Here is a 13677-nt window from a genome sequence, read left to right on the forward strand (position 1 = left end):
AGTGTCTGCGCACCGGTAGTGGAGCAGGACATGGACGAAGCCCGCGGCCCCTGGCGCGTTCACGGCGTGCGCATCGCCTATGAAAATCCGTGGATGCAGGTGATCGAGCATGACGCGACGCGCCCCGACGGCGCGCCTGCCGTCTATGCCGTCATGTGCCCCAAGCACGTCGCCATTGCGGTCCTGCCGATTCATGCGGACGGTCAGATCGAGATGGTCGGCCAGCACCGTTTCGCGACCGACCGCTATGAGTGGGAGCTCCCCGAAGGTGGCGGCCGCGTCGGCGGCGATCCGCTGGAGGACGCCAAACGCGAGCTGAAGGAAGAGACCGGCCTGACCGCGAAGCGATGGTTGCAGATGCTGGAGGTCGATCTGTCGAACTCCATCACCAACGAGCCGGCCATCGGCTTCATCGCCTGGGATCTGACCGAGGGCGAGGCCGAACCCGAGGGGACCGAAGTGATCGCGCCCCGCCGCCTGCCGTTTGCCGAAGCCGTTCAACGGGCGGTGAACGGCGAATTCCGGGACATGTTGACGGTGGCGATGCTGATGAAGGCGCACTACATGGCGACGAACGGGCTGCTCGATGCCGGCCTGGCCCGGGCGATGCTGAGCGGAGACCAAGCGCGATGACTGCCGAACCGATCAAGGCCCGCACGGGCCTTTCCGCCGTCTGGTCCCGTCTGCGTGTCGAGGCCGCCTCTGCGGCGGCTGAAGAGCCGATCCTCGCCAGCTTCCTCAACGCGGCGGTGCTCCGGCACAATTCCTTTCAGGACGCACTCATTCACCGGCTCGCCGCGACGCTGGCCGATGCCCAACTCGATAATCTGGTCGCGCGCGATGTGGTCGCCGAGGCGATCCATGGCGACCCGGGGATTGCCGAATGCGCCGCCGCGGACATGACCGCGACTGACGAGCGCGACCCGGCCTGCAAGTCGCTGCTGCAGCCCTTCCTCTACTTCAAGGGCTGGGGCGCGCTGCAGGGACATCGCATCGCGCACTGGCTGTGGAATGAGGGGCGCGAGACGCTCGCCTTTCATATCCAGTCGAGGATTTCCGAACGCTTCGCCGTCGACATCCACCCGGCCGCCCGTATGGGCCGGGGCATCATGATCGACCACGCAACCAGCGTGGTGATCGGCGAGACGGCGACCGTCGGCAACGACGTCTCCCTGCTGCACGGCGTCACGCTGGGTGGCACCGGGGCCAAGGGCGTCGACCGGCACCCCAAGATCGGCAATGGCGTGCTGATCGGGGCCGGGGCCAGTGTTCTCGGCAATATCCGGGTCGGCGACGAGGCCCGCGTGGCGGCCGGCTCCGTCGTGCTGAAGGATGTACCGGAAAACTGCACCGTGGCGGGCGTTCCAGCCCAGCCCGTGGGCGGGCGATGCGCAGAACCGGCGCGCCGCATGGAACAGACGCTGCGCGACGACGACTGAAGCGGTTTTCCAACCCGGCGAATGTTCGGCTATGGTCCGCGCGAATCCGCAATTCAATTCCAATCAAGCGACAGGGAAACACCCGTGACGCCCACAATCTCCCCTCAGGAATCCGACAAGCTCCAGGCCTTCCTCCAGAAGAAGCTGAACCCCGGCATCGTGGTCCAGCGCCGCCAGCGCGCCGACGAATGCGCGGAAATCTATCTCGGCCAGGAATGCCTCGGCGTGGTCTCGAAGATCGTCGATGAAGGTGAAACCTCCTTCTCGTTCGAGATCACCATTCTGGACATCGACCTCGAAGAGGTCTGATCTCCCGGCGTGACCCTTTCCGCCGACGCCCTGACCAAACGCTTCCCGGACGGCACGCTCGCCGTCGACGGGATCAGTTTCACGGTCGCGGCCGGCGAATGCCTCGCCATCATCGGCGAGTCGGGTTGCGGCAAGACCACCACGCTCAAGATGCTGAACCGCCTGATCGAACCGACGGGCGGTTCAGTCACCTTTGCGGGCGAGGACGTCACGGCATTGAAGCCCGAGGCGCTGCGCCGCCGTATCGGCTGGGTGATGCAGGGCGACGGCCTGTTTCCGCACATGACCGTGGCGGAGAATATCGCCGTCACGCCCCGCCTTCTGACCTGGGACAAGGCGCGGATCGACGCCCGGGTGGACGCGCTGATCGAACAGGTGCGTCTGTCCATTGCCGAGCATCGCAATCGCTATCCGGCGCAATTGTCCGGAGGACAGCGCCAGCGCGTCGCGATCGCCCGTGCCCTTTCGGTCGAACCGGAACTCCTCCTGCTCGACGAGGCCTTCGGCGCACTCGACCCGCTGACTCGCGGCGCCTTGCAGTCCGATTTCACGGCGCTTCGACGCGAGCTCGGTTTCGCCGCCGTCATGGTGACGCATGACATGGCCGAGGCCCTGCTGATCGCCGACCGTATCCTGGTGATGAAAACGGGGCGGGTCGTTCGCACCGGTACGCCCGCAGATCTGCTCCAGGATCCCGGCGATCCGTATGTCGAGGACCTCCTCGCCATGCCGCGCCAGCAGGCCCGCGCGATCGAACGGCTGGAGGCGGGCCATGCCTGACCGCCTCGACGAAGCCGTCGCCAACCTGCCCGCCTATCTCGGCGGGCACATGCAGCTTGTCCTGTCCGGCCTCATCATCTCGGTGCTGATCGCCGTGCCACTCGGCATTTTCGCCGCGCGAAACAGGACGCTGGCCGGTCCGGTTCTGGGCGTCGCCTCGACGCTCCAGACCATTCCTTCGCTCGCACTGCTGGCGCTGATGGTGCCGATCCTCGGCGGACGCATCGGCTTTGCCCCGGCCTTCATCGCGCTGACCCTCTACGGCATCCTGCCCATCCTGCGGAACACGGTGGTCGGTCTGCAGGGCGTCGACCCGGTTGTACGCGAGGCGGCGCGCGGCACTGGCATGACGCCGCTGCAGTCATTGCGGCAGGTCGAACTGCCCCTGGCCCTCCCGACCATCATTGCCGGGCTTCGCACCGCCACGGTGTGGATCGTCGGCACGGCCACGCTGGCGACCCCCGTGGGGGCCACCAGCCTCGGCAATTACATCTTCTCCGGCCTCCAGACCCGCGACTGGACGACGGTGGTGTTCGGCTGCCTCATTGCGGCGGGGCTCGCCCTCCTGCTCGATCAGGCGATCCGCCTCGCCGAACTGGCCGCCCGGGAGCGCAAGCGCGCGCCGGCCTTCGCCGGGATCGCGATTGCGGCCGTGCTGGCGATGGGCGCGGCCCTGCCACTGGTCACCGGCACATCGGCCGCACGCGGGATCGGGTCAGGCGAGGGCGAGGTAATGGCCGGGATCGAGGGCCGGACCGTTGTCATCGGGGCCAAGGGTTTCACCGAGCAATACATTCTCTCAGCACTGCTCGAACGCGTGCTGGAAGACGCCGGAGCGAATGTCGAAGTCCGGGAGAATCTCGGCTCGACCATCGCCTTCGACGCCCTGCGCTCCGGCGAGATCGACGTCTATGTCGACTATACCGGCACGATCTGGGCGACGGTGATGGAGCGCGAAGAAAGCGCCGGGCGCTACGACATGTTCGTGCGCATGGCCGGCTGGTTGCGCGAGGAGCACGGGATTCTCGCCCTCGGCCGGCTCGGCTTTGAAAACGCCTACGGCTATGCCGTGCGGCGAGACTGGGCCGAGGCGAACGGAATCGGGACGATCGGCGATCTTTCGGGGCGCGGTGCGCGGATCGGCGGCGACCCGGAATTCTTCGTCCGCGCCGAATGGCTGCGCAGCCGCGACGCCTACGGCCTGCAGGATGCGCGCACAAGGCCGATGGATTCCACCTTCATGTATGGCGCGCTGCGCGACGGCGAGGTTGACGCGGTCAGCGCCTACACGACCGACGGGCGGATTTCGGACTACGACCTCGTCGTGCTGGACGACCCGCTCCAGATCCTGCCGCCCTATGACGCGGTGATGCTGATCTCGCCCGACGCCGCCCGAAACCCGGCGCTGGCGGGGACGCTCTCGGTGCTCTTGAACGCCATCCCGGCCGAGACCATGCGCCGCGCCAACGCCATGGTCGATCTCGACGGCGCCACGCCAGGCGAGGCGGCGGATTGGCTCTATGGGGAAGTGGTGGCGGTCGGGGAGTAACACCCGAACGCAAACCGGCGGAGCCATGGGCCCCGCCGGTTCACTGCATCCGAATTGAAGTGCGCTACAGAACGTCGAGCATGCTGGCGACCAGCGGGTGGCGGACGATGTCGCCCTGGTCGAGCCGGATCACGCCGATATCCGCGACCAGTTCCAGCTTCTCCGAAATGCCCTGCAGACCGGACAGTTCGGGCAGCAAATCGGTCTGGGCCGGGTCGCCGGTGACCACCATGGTCGAGTGCCACCCCAGGCGCGTCAGCAGCATCTTCAGCTGGCCATAGGTGCAGTTCTGCGCCTCGTCGACCACGACGAAGGCGTTGTTCAGCGTGCGCCCGCGCATGTATCCGATCGGCGCGATCTCGATCAGGCCTTCCGCCATCAGCGCTTTCAGACGCTTCGGCGATAGCCGGTCGGACAGCGCGTCGTAAAGTGGACGGAGATAGGGGGCGAGCTTTTCTTCCATCGCGCCAGGCAGGAAGCCGATGCTCTCCCCGGCCTCGACAGCAGGACGGGACAGGACGATGCGCGAGACTGCGCCTTTTTCGAGCGCATCGACCGCCTTGGCGACGGCGAGATAGGTCTTGCCGGTGCCGGCCGGTCCAAGGGCGAGGACGAGGTTGTGCTCGTCGATCGCCTTCATGAGTCGGGCCTGGCCTTCAGACCTCGGTTTGACGTTTTTTGTATAGCTCTGATCCCGCATGGGCTCCTTCTCGTCCGGGCTCCAGCTGGTGCCGGGGAAGAGCGCACGCACCTTGGTTTGTTCGTCCTGGTAATGACCGGAATTGAACTCGCCAGCAGCGCGACGCTTCACAGACCTTTTACCCATGAGGTTTTCTCCAGATACGAAAAAACCCCCGTGCAGGATGCAGGGGGGCGGGACAGAGCGGAATGCGGGAGGTGGGGGCCGGAGTCAGGGGACGCACCGGCCGTGTGCGGCATCGTCCCGGATGGCGGTGCGAGTGACTTTCGCACGGGTGGCTTACCCCCTTTCGGACCCATCTGCGGCTTCGACCTTGTGCTCGAATCGCAGACACAGTCTCATCCTACAGGGATGAAGAAAGTCTGATCACTGCCGTCGCAGAAACTTCGTGAACCCGTGTCCGGAAGGAAACACCATGCCGCTCTACGCCATCGCCGACGCCATTCCGCAAACCCCGGAGAGCGGGAATTTCTGGGTGGCGCCAACGGCTTACGTCATGGGCCGCGTCATCCTGAGGGAGAATGCCAGCGTCTGGTACGGCGCGGTGATCCGCGGTGACAATGACCCGATCGAGATCGGCGAGAATTCCAACATCCAGGACGGGTCGATTCTGCACACCGATGTCGGCTTCCCGCTGACCGTCGGGAGGAATGTCACCGTCGGTCACCGCGTGATGCTGCATGGCTGCACGATCGGCGATGGCAGCCTGATCGGGATCGGCTCGACACTTCTGAACGGGGTGAAGATCGGGAAGAATTGCATCATCGGCGCGCACACCTTGCTGACCGAGGGCAAGGAGATTCCCGATAACTCGCTCGTCGTCGGCTCACCGGGCCGGGTCATCCGCACCCATGGCGAGGATGTCGCCGAACTGCTGCAAGCGTCGGCCGATCACTATGTCGAGAACTGGAAGAAGCACGCCTCGCAGATCCGCGAAATCGGCTGAGCCCTAGTTGGGCTTCTTGCCCCAGAGATCGCGGATCTTCTGGTCGGTCTCCTGACCCAGATTGAACCAGGCCGTGCGGTCATGGCTCGCATCGACCACCATCAGCCGATCGTCGCGGTCGAGCAGGTGCGAGAGTTCGTTGCGCAGCGTCGTGGCGTTGAGCCCCGCGCGGAGCAGCCAGACACCGGCATTGATCTTCACGCATTCGCCGAGATGGCTCATGGCCGCTTCGAACGGGCCGGCCGTGTTGTCGCTGGTCTGGGCGATGACGATGAAGTTCGCGAGCTGTCCGCTCTGTGCCACGGGCTGACGCGCACCGCGCGCGTCGTCGAGCCAGCCGCGCAGAATTTCGATGTCCGCCGCGGGCTTCCAGCCCGCTTCACGCTCGATGGAGACCAGCGAATGCGCCGCCACGCGGCCTTCGCCGACATAGGCGCGCATCTGCGCAGCCGTGTACGGGCCGTAGACACGGCCATCGACCTTCACGAACCAGGTCTTCGTACTTCCATCGTCACGCGGCATTTCCGGACACTCTTTTCGTGCTCAATCGAGACATACAACTCGCCTGAGGCAAGAATCAGGCCGCCCCGTTCACATTGAACTCATCGTGTGACGATGGGTTCAGCTGGCCTGTTTGAGGTCGGTCGCCGCGCCGGGTTCCGGCTTGGCTTCGCCTTCGCCCGCGGACGGGGGGTCGAAGGCCACGGCAAAGCCGCGTTCCAGGATCCGGGCGACGCGCCCGGTCATTTCGCCGACCCGGACACGTTCGCCGACGCGCGGGCGTTCGAGACAGGCAAAGGCCGCGCCGGTGATCGACACGTCGATCACGTCTGCGCGGATCAGCACGCCATCGCGCAGCCGGATCGTCGCCTGACCCTTTCCGGGCTTGCGCGGGGCCACCCGGTCTTCCTCGAGCCCGAGACGTTCCATGTTGAAACGCCAGGTGATGGCGTCGGCCAGCCGGTCGCGCTTGCGCGCCTGCATGGTGAAGCGTGTGGTCAGCCAGTTCGCCCCGATCCGGATCACATCGCCTTCGAGACGGCCGAGCCCGTCCACCAGCAGCACGATATGGCTGTTCGGCGGGGGCGGGTCCTTCACCAGAAGCTTGGCTCCGCCGGGCGAGACGTCGATCAGGCGGCAGCGCTGTTCGCCGCGGCCTTTTTCATAGAGGCGGCCGGGCAGCGCCAGCGGGACACGCTTGTGCCGGCGCCGCTCCGCGGCACCCTGTGCGGCGATGCGCACCTTGCGTTTGTCCAGCCGTGACGGTGTCTCCACCATGCCTGCATGTCTCCCGTTGGCCGGGCAGGATAGGGCAGGGCGGTTAAAAAAGCTTTGGAAGGCTGCGTTTCCGTCAGCGGTCGTTGGCGACCAGCTCGAACGGCGGGGCCGTCAGCGGGCGCAGGGCCACCGGCGTGTAGATTTCGCGGGTCGGGGGCTGAAGGCCCGTGAGCTTCTGGCGCACGACGGGACGGTCCTGCAGGCCCCGTAGCGGCGAAAGCGGCTGGTAGAGACCGAGCACGCGGTCCGCCTGGCCCGACGGGCCGCGCAGCGGCAGCAAGGCCAGTTCGGCGTCGATCGTCTGACCGTCAAGCGCATAGGCCGTGGCGGTTGCCGTCGCCGGGGCAGGAGCGGCCAGGGCCGACTCGATCAGCGCCCGGACGTGATGGCGGTCGAAACCCCGCCACAGATCGAGGAAGTTCTGTTCCCGCAATTCCCGGCGATAGAGCGCGCAGATCCCGGTGCCGGCCAGACGGAAGACGTGATGGTCCGCATCGGCCCGTTCCAGAATGAACAGCCAGGACAGGAGGTTCGACAGGTCACGCGGGACGATGTCGGCGCGTGCCGGCGCGGGACGGCCATTCCGGCGCGTCTCCCAATAGGCCAGCAGTGTTTCGGTATGCGCGTGCTTGGACACTCTTGCTACTCCCGCTTCCGGACCTGACCGGCCCCGATGCGCAATTCGTCTTCAAATTCGGGGCCATACCCCTGACGGGCGAGCGGGAGACACGCCACCGGCGAAAACGGCCCGTCGCTTGCAGCGTCGCCGTCCGGAACAAGGGAGTATGACCATGCGCGTATCAGCACGGCACGCTTTTATGGCGGCATTGTTCGGCGTGGCCCTGATCGGTTCACCGGTCGGAACGCCTGAGGCGGCGGCCATTGGTGGAGGCAGCAGCGGCGGCGGCAGCGGCAACTGCGGCACGACCTGCGGCGGCGGTGGTCATGGCGGAGGAAGCTGCGGCGGTGGCGGTGGTTGCGGCGGCGGTGGACACCGCGTGCGCCCGCCGAACATCACCATCCATGGCCCGCGCATCAATGTCGGCGTCAATGTGAACACGAATGTCTCGGTCAACACGACGGTCAATGCCAACGCCAGTGCGAATGCCGGCGCGGGTGCCGGTGCCGGCGCGTCCGGCGGCGCGACGGCCATCGCGATCGGCGGCGGCGGAGGCTCCTTTGGTGCGCCGCCTCCGGCGACGGCAATTACCGGCCTGACGCTGGCGGGCGTGATCGAAACCGAAATGGTCGCCGAGGAGCGCACGCGCATTCTGGAGGAATGGCGCGTCATCCGTGCCGTCTGCATGGATGATCGCGGTACGCCGCACCCGGCTTCGCGTCCGGATCCGGACGAGCGCGTCTCCCCGGATTGGGATGGCGAAATCTTCCGCTGCGTCGCCGGGACCTGGATGCAGGTCACGATCGGTTGGCGCGTGGATGGGGCGGACGTCTGGGACGATGCTTTCACGATGGCTTGCGAGCGCGGCGAAGCGCTGCGCCACCAGCCGGGTGGCCGTCTCTATTGCGCCACCCAGGAACCGCGCCGGAACTGCAATGAGCGCTCGCTGCTCCGCCAGTACGGTCCGGGCATCCGTGTCGTCTATCTGCGCCGCGAAGAGACCTATACCGAGATGGTGGAACACCGCCGTGAGGTCTCCTCGGCAACGAATATGACGCTGATGCTGGACGGTGGTGTCGGCGGATATCGCTGAGATCACGAATTCGTGATCGGGAAATCGCCCCGGCTTCCACAGGAAGCCGGGGCTTTTTCATTCCGGGCAGTCCCCGACCTTGCCCGGATGTGGTTATACACATCACCGATTGGCCGGCGATAAAAGACCGCGCGCGCAGTTGCAGGGACAGGAATGACAGAACTCGAAGGGGCGATTCTGACCCTGCTCTATATGGAAGGGGCGATGACCTCTTACGGCGTGCGCCGGGCCTTTCTTGATTCCCCGTCCTCTTTCTGGAGCGCCAGCGCAGGTGCCATCTACCCAGCGCTGAGGCGCCTGGAAGAGGCGGGCCTTCTGATCGCAACGGACGCAAGCCGGGGAAATCGGCCGGCGAAATCACTGCGGCTGTCGGAGTCGGGCAAGGCCTCGATGTTGGAGTGGGTGAAGAACGTCTCGACCGCGATCGGGCCGGGATTCGATCCCTTCCGCTTGAGAGCTCCTGTCTGGATAAAGCTCGAGCCGGAAGAGCGGAAGGCATTGAAGGCCGAGCTTGAAACTGGCGTCGTCGAGCGTATCCGGGCCATCGATGCGCTCGATCCCGGACATCCGGATGCCTTGCGTCACGCGCTTGAACGCGTGCAGCAGGAAACCCGGCTCGAATGGATCCGGAAAACGCTTTAGCTGAACTGGCGCGAGGCAGGGATATGCGGCTCGGAAACACACGGGATCATGACGCGCTGGGCAAGCTCATGTTCGAGGCGGTCCGCAACGGCCGCAGCCCCTATACCGAGGCGCAGCGCGCCGCCTGGGTCCCGGAGCCGCGCTCGGGTGCGGCATGGAACGAACGACTCGCTGACCAGACCATCGTTCTCGATGAGCGTGGCGGCGCGATCCGGGGCTTCATGACGCTGCGCGATGACGGCTATATCGACTTCGCCTACATCCATCCCGACTGCCGGGGAGAGGGTCTGTTCCGCACGCTGTTCGTCGAACTCCGGCGCATTGCGGTCGCGCGCGGCGATGAGCGCCTGTGGGTTCATGCCAGCCTGATGGCGCAGCCGGCCTTCAGCGCGATGGGGTTCGCCATCATCCGCCGGGAAACCGTGGAAATCGGCGACCAGGCGCTGGACCGTTTCGAAATGGAAATGGCGCTGACCGGCGATTGACCGGTCAGCGTCTTCTTATTGGCTTTCGCCTGGGCGTTCGCTGACAAAGGTAGCGGAATTGCCGACCGCCGTCGCCGACCCGATCACGCCCCAGCCCGACTGGTAGGTCGTCTGGAAGGTCGAGGTCACATTACCCGAATTCGTCTGATTCACCTGGCCACGCGCTTCCACGCCCGGGCAATTCGAGCAGACATAGCTGGTCGCGGCATTGCCGTAGGCCGCTGCCGATCCGGTCACTTCACCGCCAACACCGCCTTCGAACGTCGTCGTGGCATTCACGTTGGCGCGGTTGGTCTGGGCGATGCCCATCCACGTGTCGGCGCCCTGGTTGGAGAGCAGGGCCGAATTGCCGATCGCTTCCGACGCCATGATGATGCTGTCGATGTCGAAATCGTCGATCACCACATTGGTGTTCGCGTCGACCTCGCCGTCATTGGTCTGCTGGCCCTGGATGTGGGCATAGCCCCACTGATTGTTCAGATCGACGCCATTGCCCTGCGCTTGCGAGGCGACGGTCATGAATTCGGAGCCGCCACCGGCATCGACCTGCATGTCCGCGCTGATGCGGCCGCGATTCGTCTGGTCGACATCAAGGATCTGGTCGGCATCGAAACCGCTGGTCGTGATGTTGTTGCCATTGGCGGCTGCGGCACCCGCCGCCATCCAGCCGAGCCCGCCGGTCGGGGCGTTCAGCGTGGTCCGCGCGGTGACGTTGGCGCCACTGTCCTGGGTGAACTGGCCAACGACCGAAGCGGTCTCGGCATTGATCTCGACCGCGTTGGCGGCAGCCTGTGACGCCGTGATCGAGCTCATCGCGTAGGAATTGACGTTCAGCGTTGCGGCCGCATCGACGGTCGAACCGTCGGCAGCGGTCTGCGTCGAGGTCACATCGGCATCCGATTCGAAGTCCAGCACCGCGGCATTGCCCATCGCGGTGGCCGACGTGATCGCCGTGCCATCGAGGGAATTGAGCGTGGTTTCGGCTTCGCCGCGAACACTGCCAGAGAAGGTCTGGTCGTTCGACACGTCGTGCGGCTCGTTGACGTCCACCTCGAGCGCATTGCCCATCGCGGCCGTTGCGAGCGTCGCATTCCCGGCGTCGCCGGTGTCCAGCCTCAGAAGCGAGAGGACATCGGCGGCGTCATTGACCTGCGTGTTCTCGATCTCAGTTGTATCGTCCGCGAAGGCCGGCACGAACATCAGGGTCACGGCGCTCGTGCCCGCGATCAACGCTTTGACGTGCTTGGACATTTCGGATCTCCGCTCCGGTCGCATAGGCCGTGTGGGTGTTGACGCCGCCGGTTTCGTTGGTCGGACCGAGCGGATCGTCGAAACGGCACACGGAACCGGCTTCGACGCCATAAAGAGTGGACGAGAATTCGAGCACGGCGCGCTCGATCAGCGAACGCACGGCCAGCTGGACGGGCTCCATCGAGCGGCCGCCGGCCGATACGTCGATCACCGCGCTGTCCCAGAACGAGAACACGCCGGCGCTGATTTCGCGGCCGATGATCTGCTTCTGGTAGGAGATGACATCGACGACCTCGAGCGTGCGCGTGTTCACCAGGCGCAGGTCGACACCGACATTCATCACATACATGCGGGCATTGAAGAGGCCCGTCGGGCTGGAATCGACCCGGTCGCCGCCGAGAATGTCCACGCCCTGGCTGCGGATGTTGTAGTTCACTTCCGTGATGCCGCCGACGAGGGTGAAGTCCGACCCGGGGATCGAGCCGGCATAGATCTGCCGGAAGCCCTGATCCTCGGCCTCGTCACCGATCAGGCGGTTGTTGGCGTAGCGCATCTCGAGTTCCGACACCGAGGTGTCGAAACGCTCGACGAGATTCACGCCGGCCTTCGAGAACGCCGACATCGCCATCAGCGACGCGCCCTGCGTGACGGCCGGACCGCCTTCCGCACCGACCGCGCCGGTATAGTCCGACAGACGGCCGACCGCGACGCGCGGCGAGGGCTGGCCCTGCGCGCGGGCATAGTTGGCCAGGCAGACAAGCGCCTCGGAGTAGGGTGTCGGGTTCGGCGTAACCGGCGCATTGCCGATCGGCCGGGCATAGAGGCCGTCGCCGCCGGAATTCGGCGTCACCGCGCAGCCGGTCACGGCCAGCGCGGCGATCGCGGCGGACAGAAGCTTCTTAGCGCTCATTGGGGTTGTACTCCCACTGCGGCTCACGATCGTCATTGCCGCCGGTTCCGGAGGTGGCAGTGACGTTGCCGTTATTGGTCTGGGTCGAATTGACCACGACCGTGTTCCAGTTGCCGTTCACGACGACGTTCAGCTGGTTCCCGATCGCCGTGGCGCTGGAATACTGGTTGCCGGTGGATGAGGACTGGCCGACGCCGCCCGTGCCCTGGCCTGCGGCCTGCACACCGACGCCGGTCTGCATCACCCCGTTCACAACGACGCGGTTGTTGTTCTGATCGCGTGTGCCTGCCCGGTAGGGCTGGCTCGTCTGGCCGGGGCTCGTCCCCCACGGGCGCTGGTAATCCGACGCGCTCTGGGCCAGGGCCGGAGCGGTCGACAGGGCGCCGATGGCGGCGAAAAGCATGAGGGCGGTCTTGCGCGGTGCCATGATCGCTTGTCCTCTTCGTGAACACATTCGACCGCGTCCGGTGCAACCGCCATGCCAGCGGGGGAAGTCCCGTCCAGCCTTTCTCCTATGGGGGGAATCGCCGATCCGGACCGAATCGGCCCGATATGGTGCAGGGGAAGGAGAGGGGAGACCGTCCCAATGGGAGACAGTCGCAATCCGGTGTTCAACGACGTGCCGACGGCGGTGGTCGGGCTGACCGGCCTGATTGCCGTTTGCGGGGTGGCTTCGGAACTCCTCACGCCATTTCGAGACTTTGCCTTTGAATGGGGGGCCTTCTTCCCGGTCTATGCGTTCGACCGTCCAGGCGCCGCGCCCGCGATCGCGCCGTGGTTCCTGCACGTTTTCGTACACGGCAGCTGGATGCACCTCATCATGAACGCGCTGGGACTGCTGGCTTTCGGTGCGGCGTCGGCCCGGCCCTTCGGCCATGGCCTCAAGGCATCCGCCGGCTTCCTGCTCTTCTTCTTCGTGTGCGCGCTCGCGGGAGTCTTCGCGCAATATCTCGTCGAACCCGACTCGCAGATTCCGATGGTCGGAGCCTCGACCGGAATATCGGGATGCTTCGCAGCGGCCGGTTGGGCGCGCGGGGGCCTTCGCGGCATGCTCTCGCTCGCACTGCCCTGGCTGCTGATCAACATCGTGCTGGCGCTTGCAGGGACGCAGATGTGGATCGCCATCGCCTGGGCCGCGCATATCGGCGGGCTGGTCGCCGGAGCGATTCTTTACCCCGTCTTCCTCGCCGTATTCCGCACCAAGGATCACCCCCGCGTCTGATTCCCGCGCGCGCGGCCAAACGATGTGCTAGCCTCGCTGGTCCCGTAACAAGGGAGAGCTCGATGAATGTGGCTGCCATTCTCGACGAGAAGGGCCGGGACGTGTTCAGCCTCAGGGCGGATGCGACGCTCAGCGAAGCTGCGGCACTTCTCGATCAGAAACGGATCGGCGCGATCGTTATCGTCGATTCTGCCGGCGCGATCGCCGGTGTGCTTTCAGAACGCGATATCGTGCGGCAATTGGCAAGGCAGGGCACAGGCGCCCTGACCGAAGCGATTGCCGGCTGCATGACCCGCGAGGTGATCACGGCGTCGCCGCGCGACACGATCGAAGACGTGATGGCGGCGATGACCGACCGCCGGATCCGGCACCTTCCGGTGCTGGAAGAGGGCCGTTTGGCCGGAATCGTGTCGATCGGCGATGTGGTCAAACGCAAGATCGAGCAGACCGAAGC

Annotated in this window: 18 protein-coding genes (1 of these 18 only partly in view); 11 read left to right on the forward strand and 7 right to left on the reverse strand. The window is 65.6% G+C overall.

Annotation, left to right across the window (positions count from 1 at the left end; genetic code table 11):
- Positions 1 to 30 precede the first annotated feature (30 nt).
- From L5876_RS01910 to L5876_RS01930, 5 genes are all read left to right on the forward strand, one after another.
- A complete protein-coding gene (locus L5876_RS01910) occupies positions 31 to 633 on the forward strand; it encodes an NUDIX hydrolase (protein ID WP_236954400.1) in 603 nt (200 codons plus the stop codon).
- Positions 630 to 1439 carry a serine O-acetyltransferase gene (cysE, locus tag L5876_RS01915; RefSeq protein WP_236954401.1) on the forward strand — a complete coding sequence of 270 codons (810 nt, stop codon included), beginning with the start codon at positions 630 to 632 and terminating at the stop codon, positions 1437 to 1439. The genes L5876_RS01910 and cysE overlap by 4 nt, the downstream gene beginning before the upstream one ends.
- Positions 1440 to 1523: 84 nt before the next feature.
- Positions 1524 to 1748, forward strand: a complete 225-nt coding sequence (locus tag L5876_RS01920) for a DUF3126 family protein (RefSeq protein WP_236954402.1) — start codon at positions 1524 to 1526, stop codon at positions 1746 to 1748.
- Between the two features lie 9 nt (positions 1749 to 1757).
- Complete coding sequence (locus L5876_RS01925) at positions 1758 to 2528, forward strand: ATP-binding cassette domain-containing protein (protein ID WP_236954403.1); 771 nt, start codon at positions 1758 to 1760, stop codon at positions 2526 to 2528.
- On the forward strand, positions 2521 to 4077 hold the full coding sequence (locus L5876_RS01930) for an ABC transporter permease/substrate-binding protein (RefSeq protein WP_236954404.1): 1557 nt from the start codon (positions 2521 to 2523) through the stop codon (positions 4075 to 4077). The genes L5876_RS01925 and L5876_RS01930 overlap by 8 nt, the downstream gene beginning before the upstream one ends.
- Before the next feature lie 64 nt (positions 4078 to 4141).
- On the opposite strand, the gene L5876_RS01935 is transcribed toward L5876_RS01930, so the two are convergent.
- Positions 4142 to 4903 carry a PhoH family protein gene (locus L5876_RS01935; RefSeq protein WP_236954405.1) on the reverse strand — a complete coding sequence of 254 codons (762 nt, stop codon included), beginning with the start codon at positions 4901 to 4903 and terminating at the stop codon, positions 4142 to 4144.
- 289 nt (positions 4904 to 5192) lie between these two features.
- On the opposite strand from L5876_RS01935, the gene L5876_RS01940 reads away from it, so the two are divergent.
- Positions 5193 to 5723, forward strand: coding sequence for a gamma carbonic anhydrase family protein (locus tag L5876_RS01940; RefSeq protein ID WP_236954406.1), 531 nt, complete (start codon positions 5193 to 5195; stop codon positions 5721 to 5723).
- Between the two features lie 3 nt (positions 5724 to 5726).
- Here L5876_RS01940 and L5876_RS01945 read toward each other — a convergent pair whose 3' ends face one another.
- The 3 genes from L5876_RS01945 to L5876_RS01955 form a co-directional block, all read right to left on the reverse strand.
- The gene (locus L5876_RS01945) at positions 5727 to 6245 is read right to left on the reverse strand and encodes a DUF4339 domain-containing protein (RefSeq protein WP_236954407.1); all 519 of its coding nucleotides are present in this window, start codon (positions 6243 to 6245) and stop codon (positions 5727 to 5729) included.
- Between the two features lie 99 nt (positions 6246 to 6344).
- A complete protein-coding gene (locus L5876_RS01950) occupies positions 6345 to 7001 on the reverse strand; it encodes a PilZ domain-containing protein (RefSeq protein WP_236954408.1) in 657 nt (218 codons plus the stop codon).
- Between the two features lie 73 nt (positions 7002 to 7074).
- Positions 7075 to 7638 (reverse strand): PAS domain-containing protein, encoded by a 564-nt coding sequence (locus L5876_RS01955; protein ID WP_236954409.1) that lies wholly within the window; start codon positions 7636 to 7638, stop codon positions 7075 to 7077.
- A 154-nt stretch (positions 7639 to 7792) separates the two neighbouring features.
- On the opposite strand from L5876_RS01955, the gene L5876_RS01960 reads away from it, so the two are divergent.
- The 3 genes from L5876_RS01960 to L5876_RS01970 all read left to right on the forward strand — a co-directional run bounded on the left by L5876_RS01960 (position 7793) and on the right by L5876_RS01970 (position 9840).
- The gene (locus L5876_RS01960) at positions 7793 to 8713 is read left to right on the forward strand and encodes a hypothetical protein (RefSeq protein ID WP_236954410.1); all 921 of its coding nucleotides are present in this window, start codon (positions 7793 to 7795) and stop codon (positions 8711 to 8713) included.
- A gap of 153 nt (positions 8714 to 8866) precedes the next feature.
- Positions 8867 to 9355: a helix-turn-helix transcriptional regulator gene (locus L5876_RS01965; RefSeq protein ID WP_236954411.1), complete on the forward strand. Its 489-nt coding sequence runs from the start codon at positions 8867 to 8869 to the stop codon at positions 9353 to 9355.
- A gap of 23 nt (positions 9356 to 9378) precedes the next feature.
- Entirely contained in the window at positions 9379 to 9840 is a 462-nt protein-coding gene (locus tag L5876_RS01970; RefSeq protein WP_236954412.1) for a GNAT family N-acetyltransferase, read from the forward strand.
- Positions 9841 to 9855: 15 nt separating this feature from the next.
- Here L5876_RS01970 and hfaD read toward each other — a convergent pair whose 3' ends face one another.
- The 3 genes from hfaD to hfaA are packed head-to-tail and all read right to left on the reverse strand — an operon-like array spanning position 9856 to position 12428.
- Positions 9856 to 11091: a holdfast anchor protein HfaD gene (gene hfaD / locus L5876_RS01975; protein ID WP_236954413.1), complete on the reverse strand. Its 1236-nt coding sequence runs from the start codon at positions 11089 to 11091 to the stop codon at positions 9856 to 9858.
- Entirely contained in the window at positions 11006 to 12001 is a 996-nt protein-coding gene (gene hfaB, locus L5876_RS01980) for a holdfast anchoring protein HfaB (RefSeq protein ID WP_039719071.1), read from the reverse strand. Before hfaB ends, hfaD begins: the two co-directional genes overlap by 86 nt.
- Entirely contained in the window at positions 11991 to 12428 is a 438-nt protein-coding gene (hfaA, locus tag L5876_RS01985) for a holdfast anchoring protein HfaA (RefSeq protein WP_236954414.1), read from the reverse strand. Before hfaA ends, hfaB begins: the two co-directional genes overlap by 11 nt.
- A gap of 159 nt (positions 12429 to 12587) precedes the next feature.
- On the opposite strand from hfaA, the gene L5876_RS01990 reads away from it, so the two are divergent.
- Positions 12588 to 13223, forward strand: a complete 636-nt coding sequence (locus tag L5876_RS01990; RefSeq protein ID WP_236954415.1) for a rhomboid family intramembrane serine protease — start codon at positions 12588 to 12590, stop codon at positions 13221 to 13223.
- 62 nt (positions 13224 to 13285) lie between these two features.
- Positions 13286 to 13677: the 5' portion of a CBS domain-containing protein gene (locus L5876_RS01995; RefSeq protein ID WP_236954416.1), read on the forward strand. 40 nt of this gene lie beyond the right edge of the window; only the first 392 of its 432 coding nucleotides appear in the window; its start codon is at positions 13286 to 13288; its stop codon lies off the right edge, out of view.

It is taken from the genome of Hyphobacterium sp. SN044 (genome assembly GCF_021864465.1).
Lineage (GTDB): Bacteria > Pseudomonadota > Alphaproteobacteria > Caulobacterales > Maricaulaceae > Hyphobacterium.

Bases quoted from the DNA above. Each gene is read 5' to 3' on its own strand.
- L5876_RS01910 (WP_236954400.1), top strand. From the start codon at position 31: ATGGACGAAGCCCGCGGCCCCTGGCGCGTTCACGGCGTGCGCATCGCC.
- cysE (WP_236954401.1), top strand. From the start codon at position 630: ATGACTGCCGAACCGATCAAGGCCCGCACGGGCCTTTCCGCCGTCTGG.
- L5876_RS01930 (WP_236954404.1), top strand. From the start codon at position 2,521: ATGCCTGACCGCCTCGACGAAGCCGTCGCCAACCTGCCCGCCTATCTC.
- L5876_RS01935 (WP_236954405.1), bottom strand. From the start codon at position 4,903: ATGGGTAAAAGGTCTGTGAAGCGTCGCGCTGCTGGCGAGTTCAATTCC.
- L5876_RS01940 (WP_236954406.1), top strand. From the start codon at position 5,193: ATGCCGCTCTACGCCATCGCCGACGCCATTCCGCAAACCCCGGAGAGC.
- L5876_RS01945 (WP_236954407.1), bottom strand. From the start codon at position 6,245: ATGCCGCGTGACGATGGAAGTACGAAGACCTGGTTCGTGAAGGTCGAT.
- L5876_RS01950 (WP_236954408.1), bottom strand. From the start codon at position 7,001: ATGGTGGAGACACCGTCACGGCTGGACAAACGCAAGGTGCGCATCGCC.
- L5876_RS01960 (WP_236954410.1), top strand. From the start codon at position 7,793: ATGCGCGTATCAGCACGGCACGCTTTTATGGCGGCATTGTTCGGCGTG.
- L5876_RS01965 (WP_236954411.1), top strand. From the start codon at position 8,867: ATGACAGAACTCGAAGGGGCGATTCTGACCCTGCTCTATATGGAAGGG.
- L5876_RS01970 (WP_236954412.1), top strand. From the start codon at position 9,379: ATGCGGCTCGGAAACACACGGGATCATGACGCGCTGGGCAAGCTCATG.
- hfaD (WP_236954413.1), bottom strand. From the start codon at position 11,091: ATGTCCAAGCACGTCAAAGCGTTGATCGCGGGCACGAGCGCCGTGACC.
- hfaB (WP_039719071.1), bottom strand. From the start codon at position 12,001: ATGAGCGCTAAGAAGCTTCTGTCCGCCGCGATCGCCGCGCTGGCCGTG.
- hfaA (WP_236954414.1), bottom strand. From the start codon at position 12,428: ATGGCACCGCGCAAGACCGCCCTCATGCTTTTCGCCGCCATCGGCGCC.
- L5876_RS01990 (WP_236954415.1), top strand. From the start codon at position 12,588: ATGGGAGACAGTCGCAATCCGGTGTTCAACGACGTGCCGACGGCGGTG.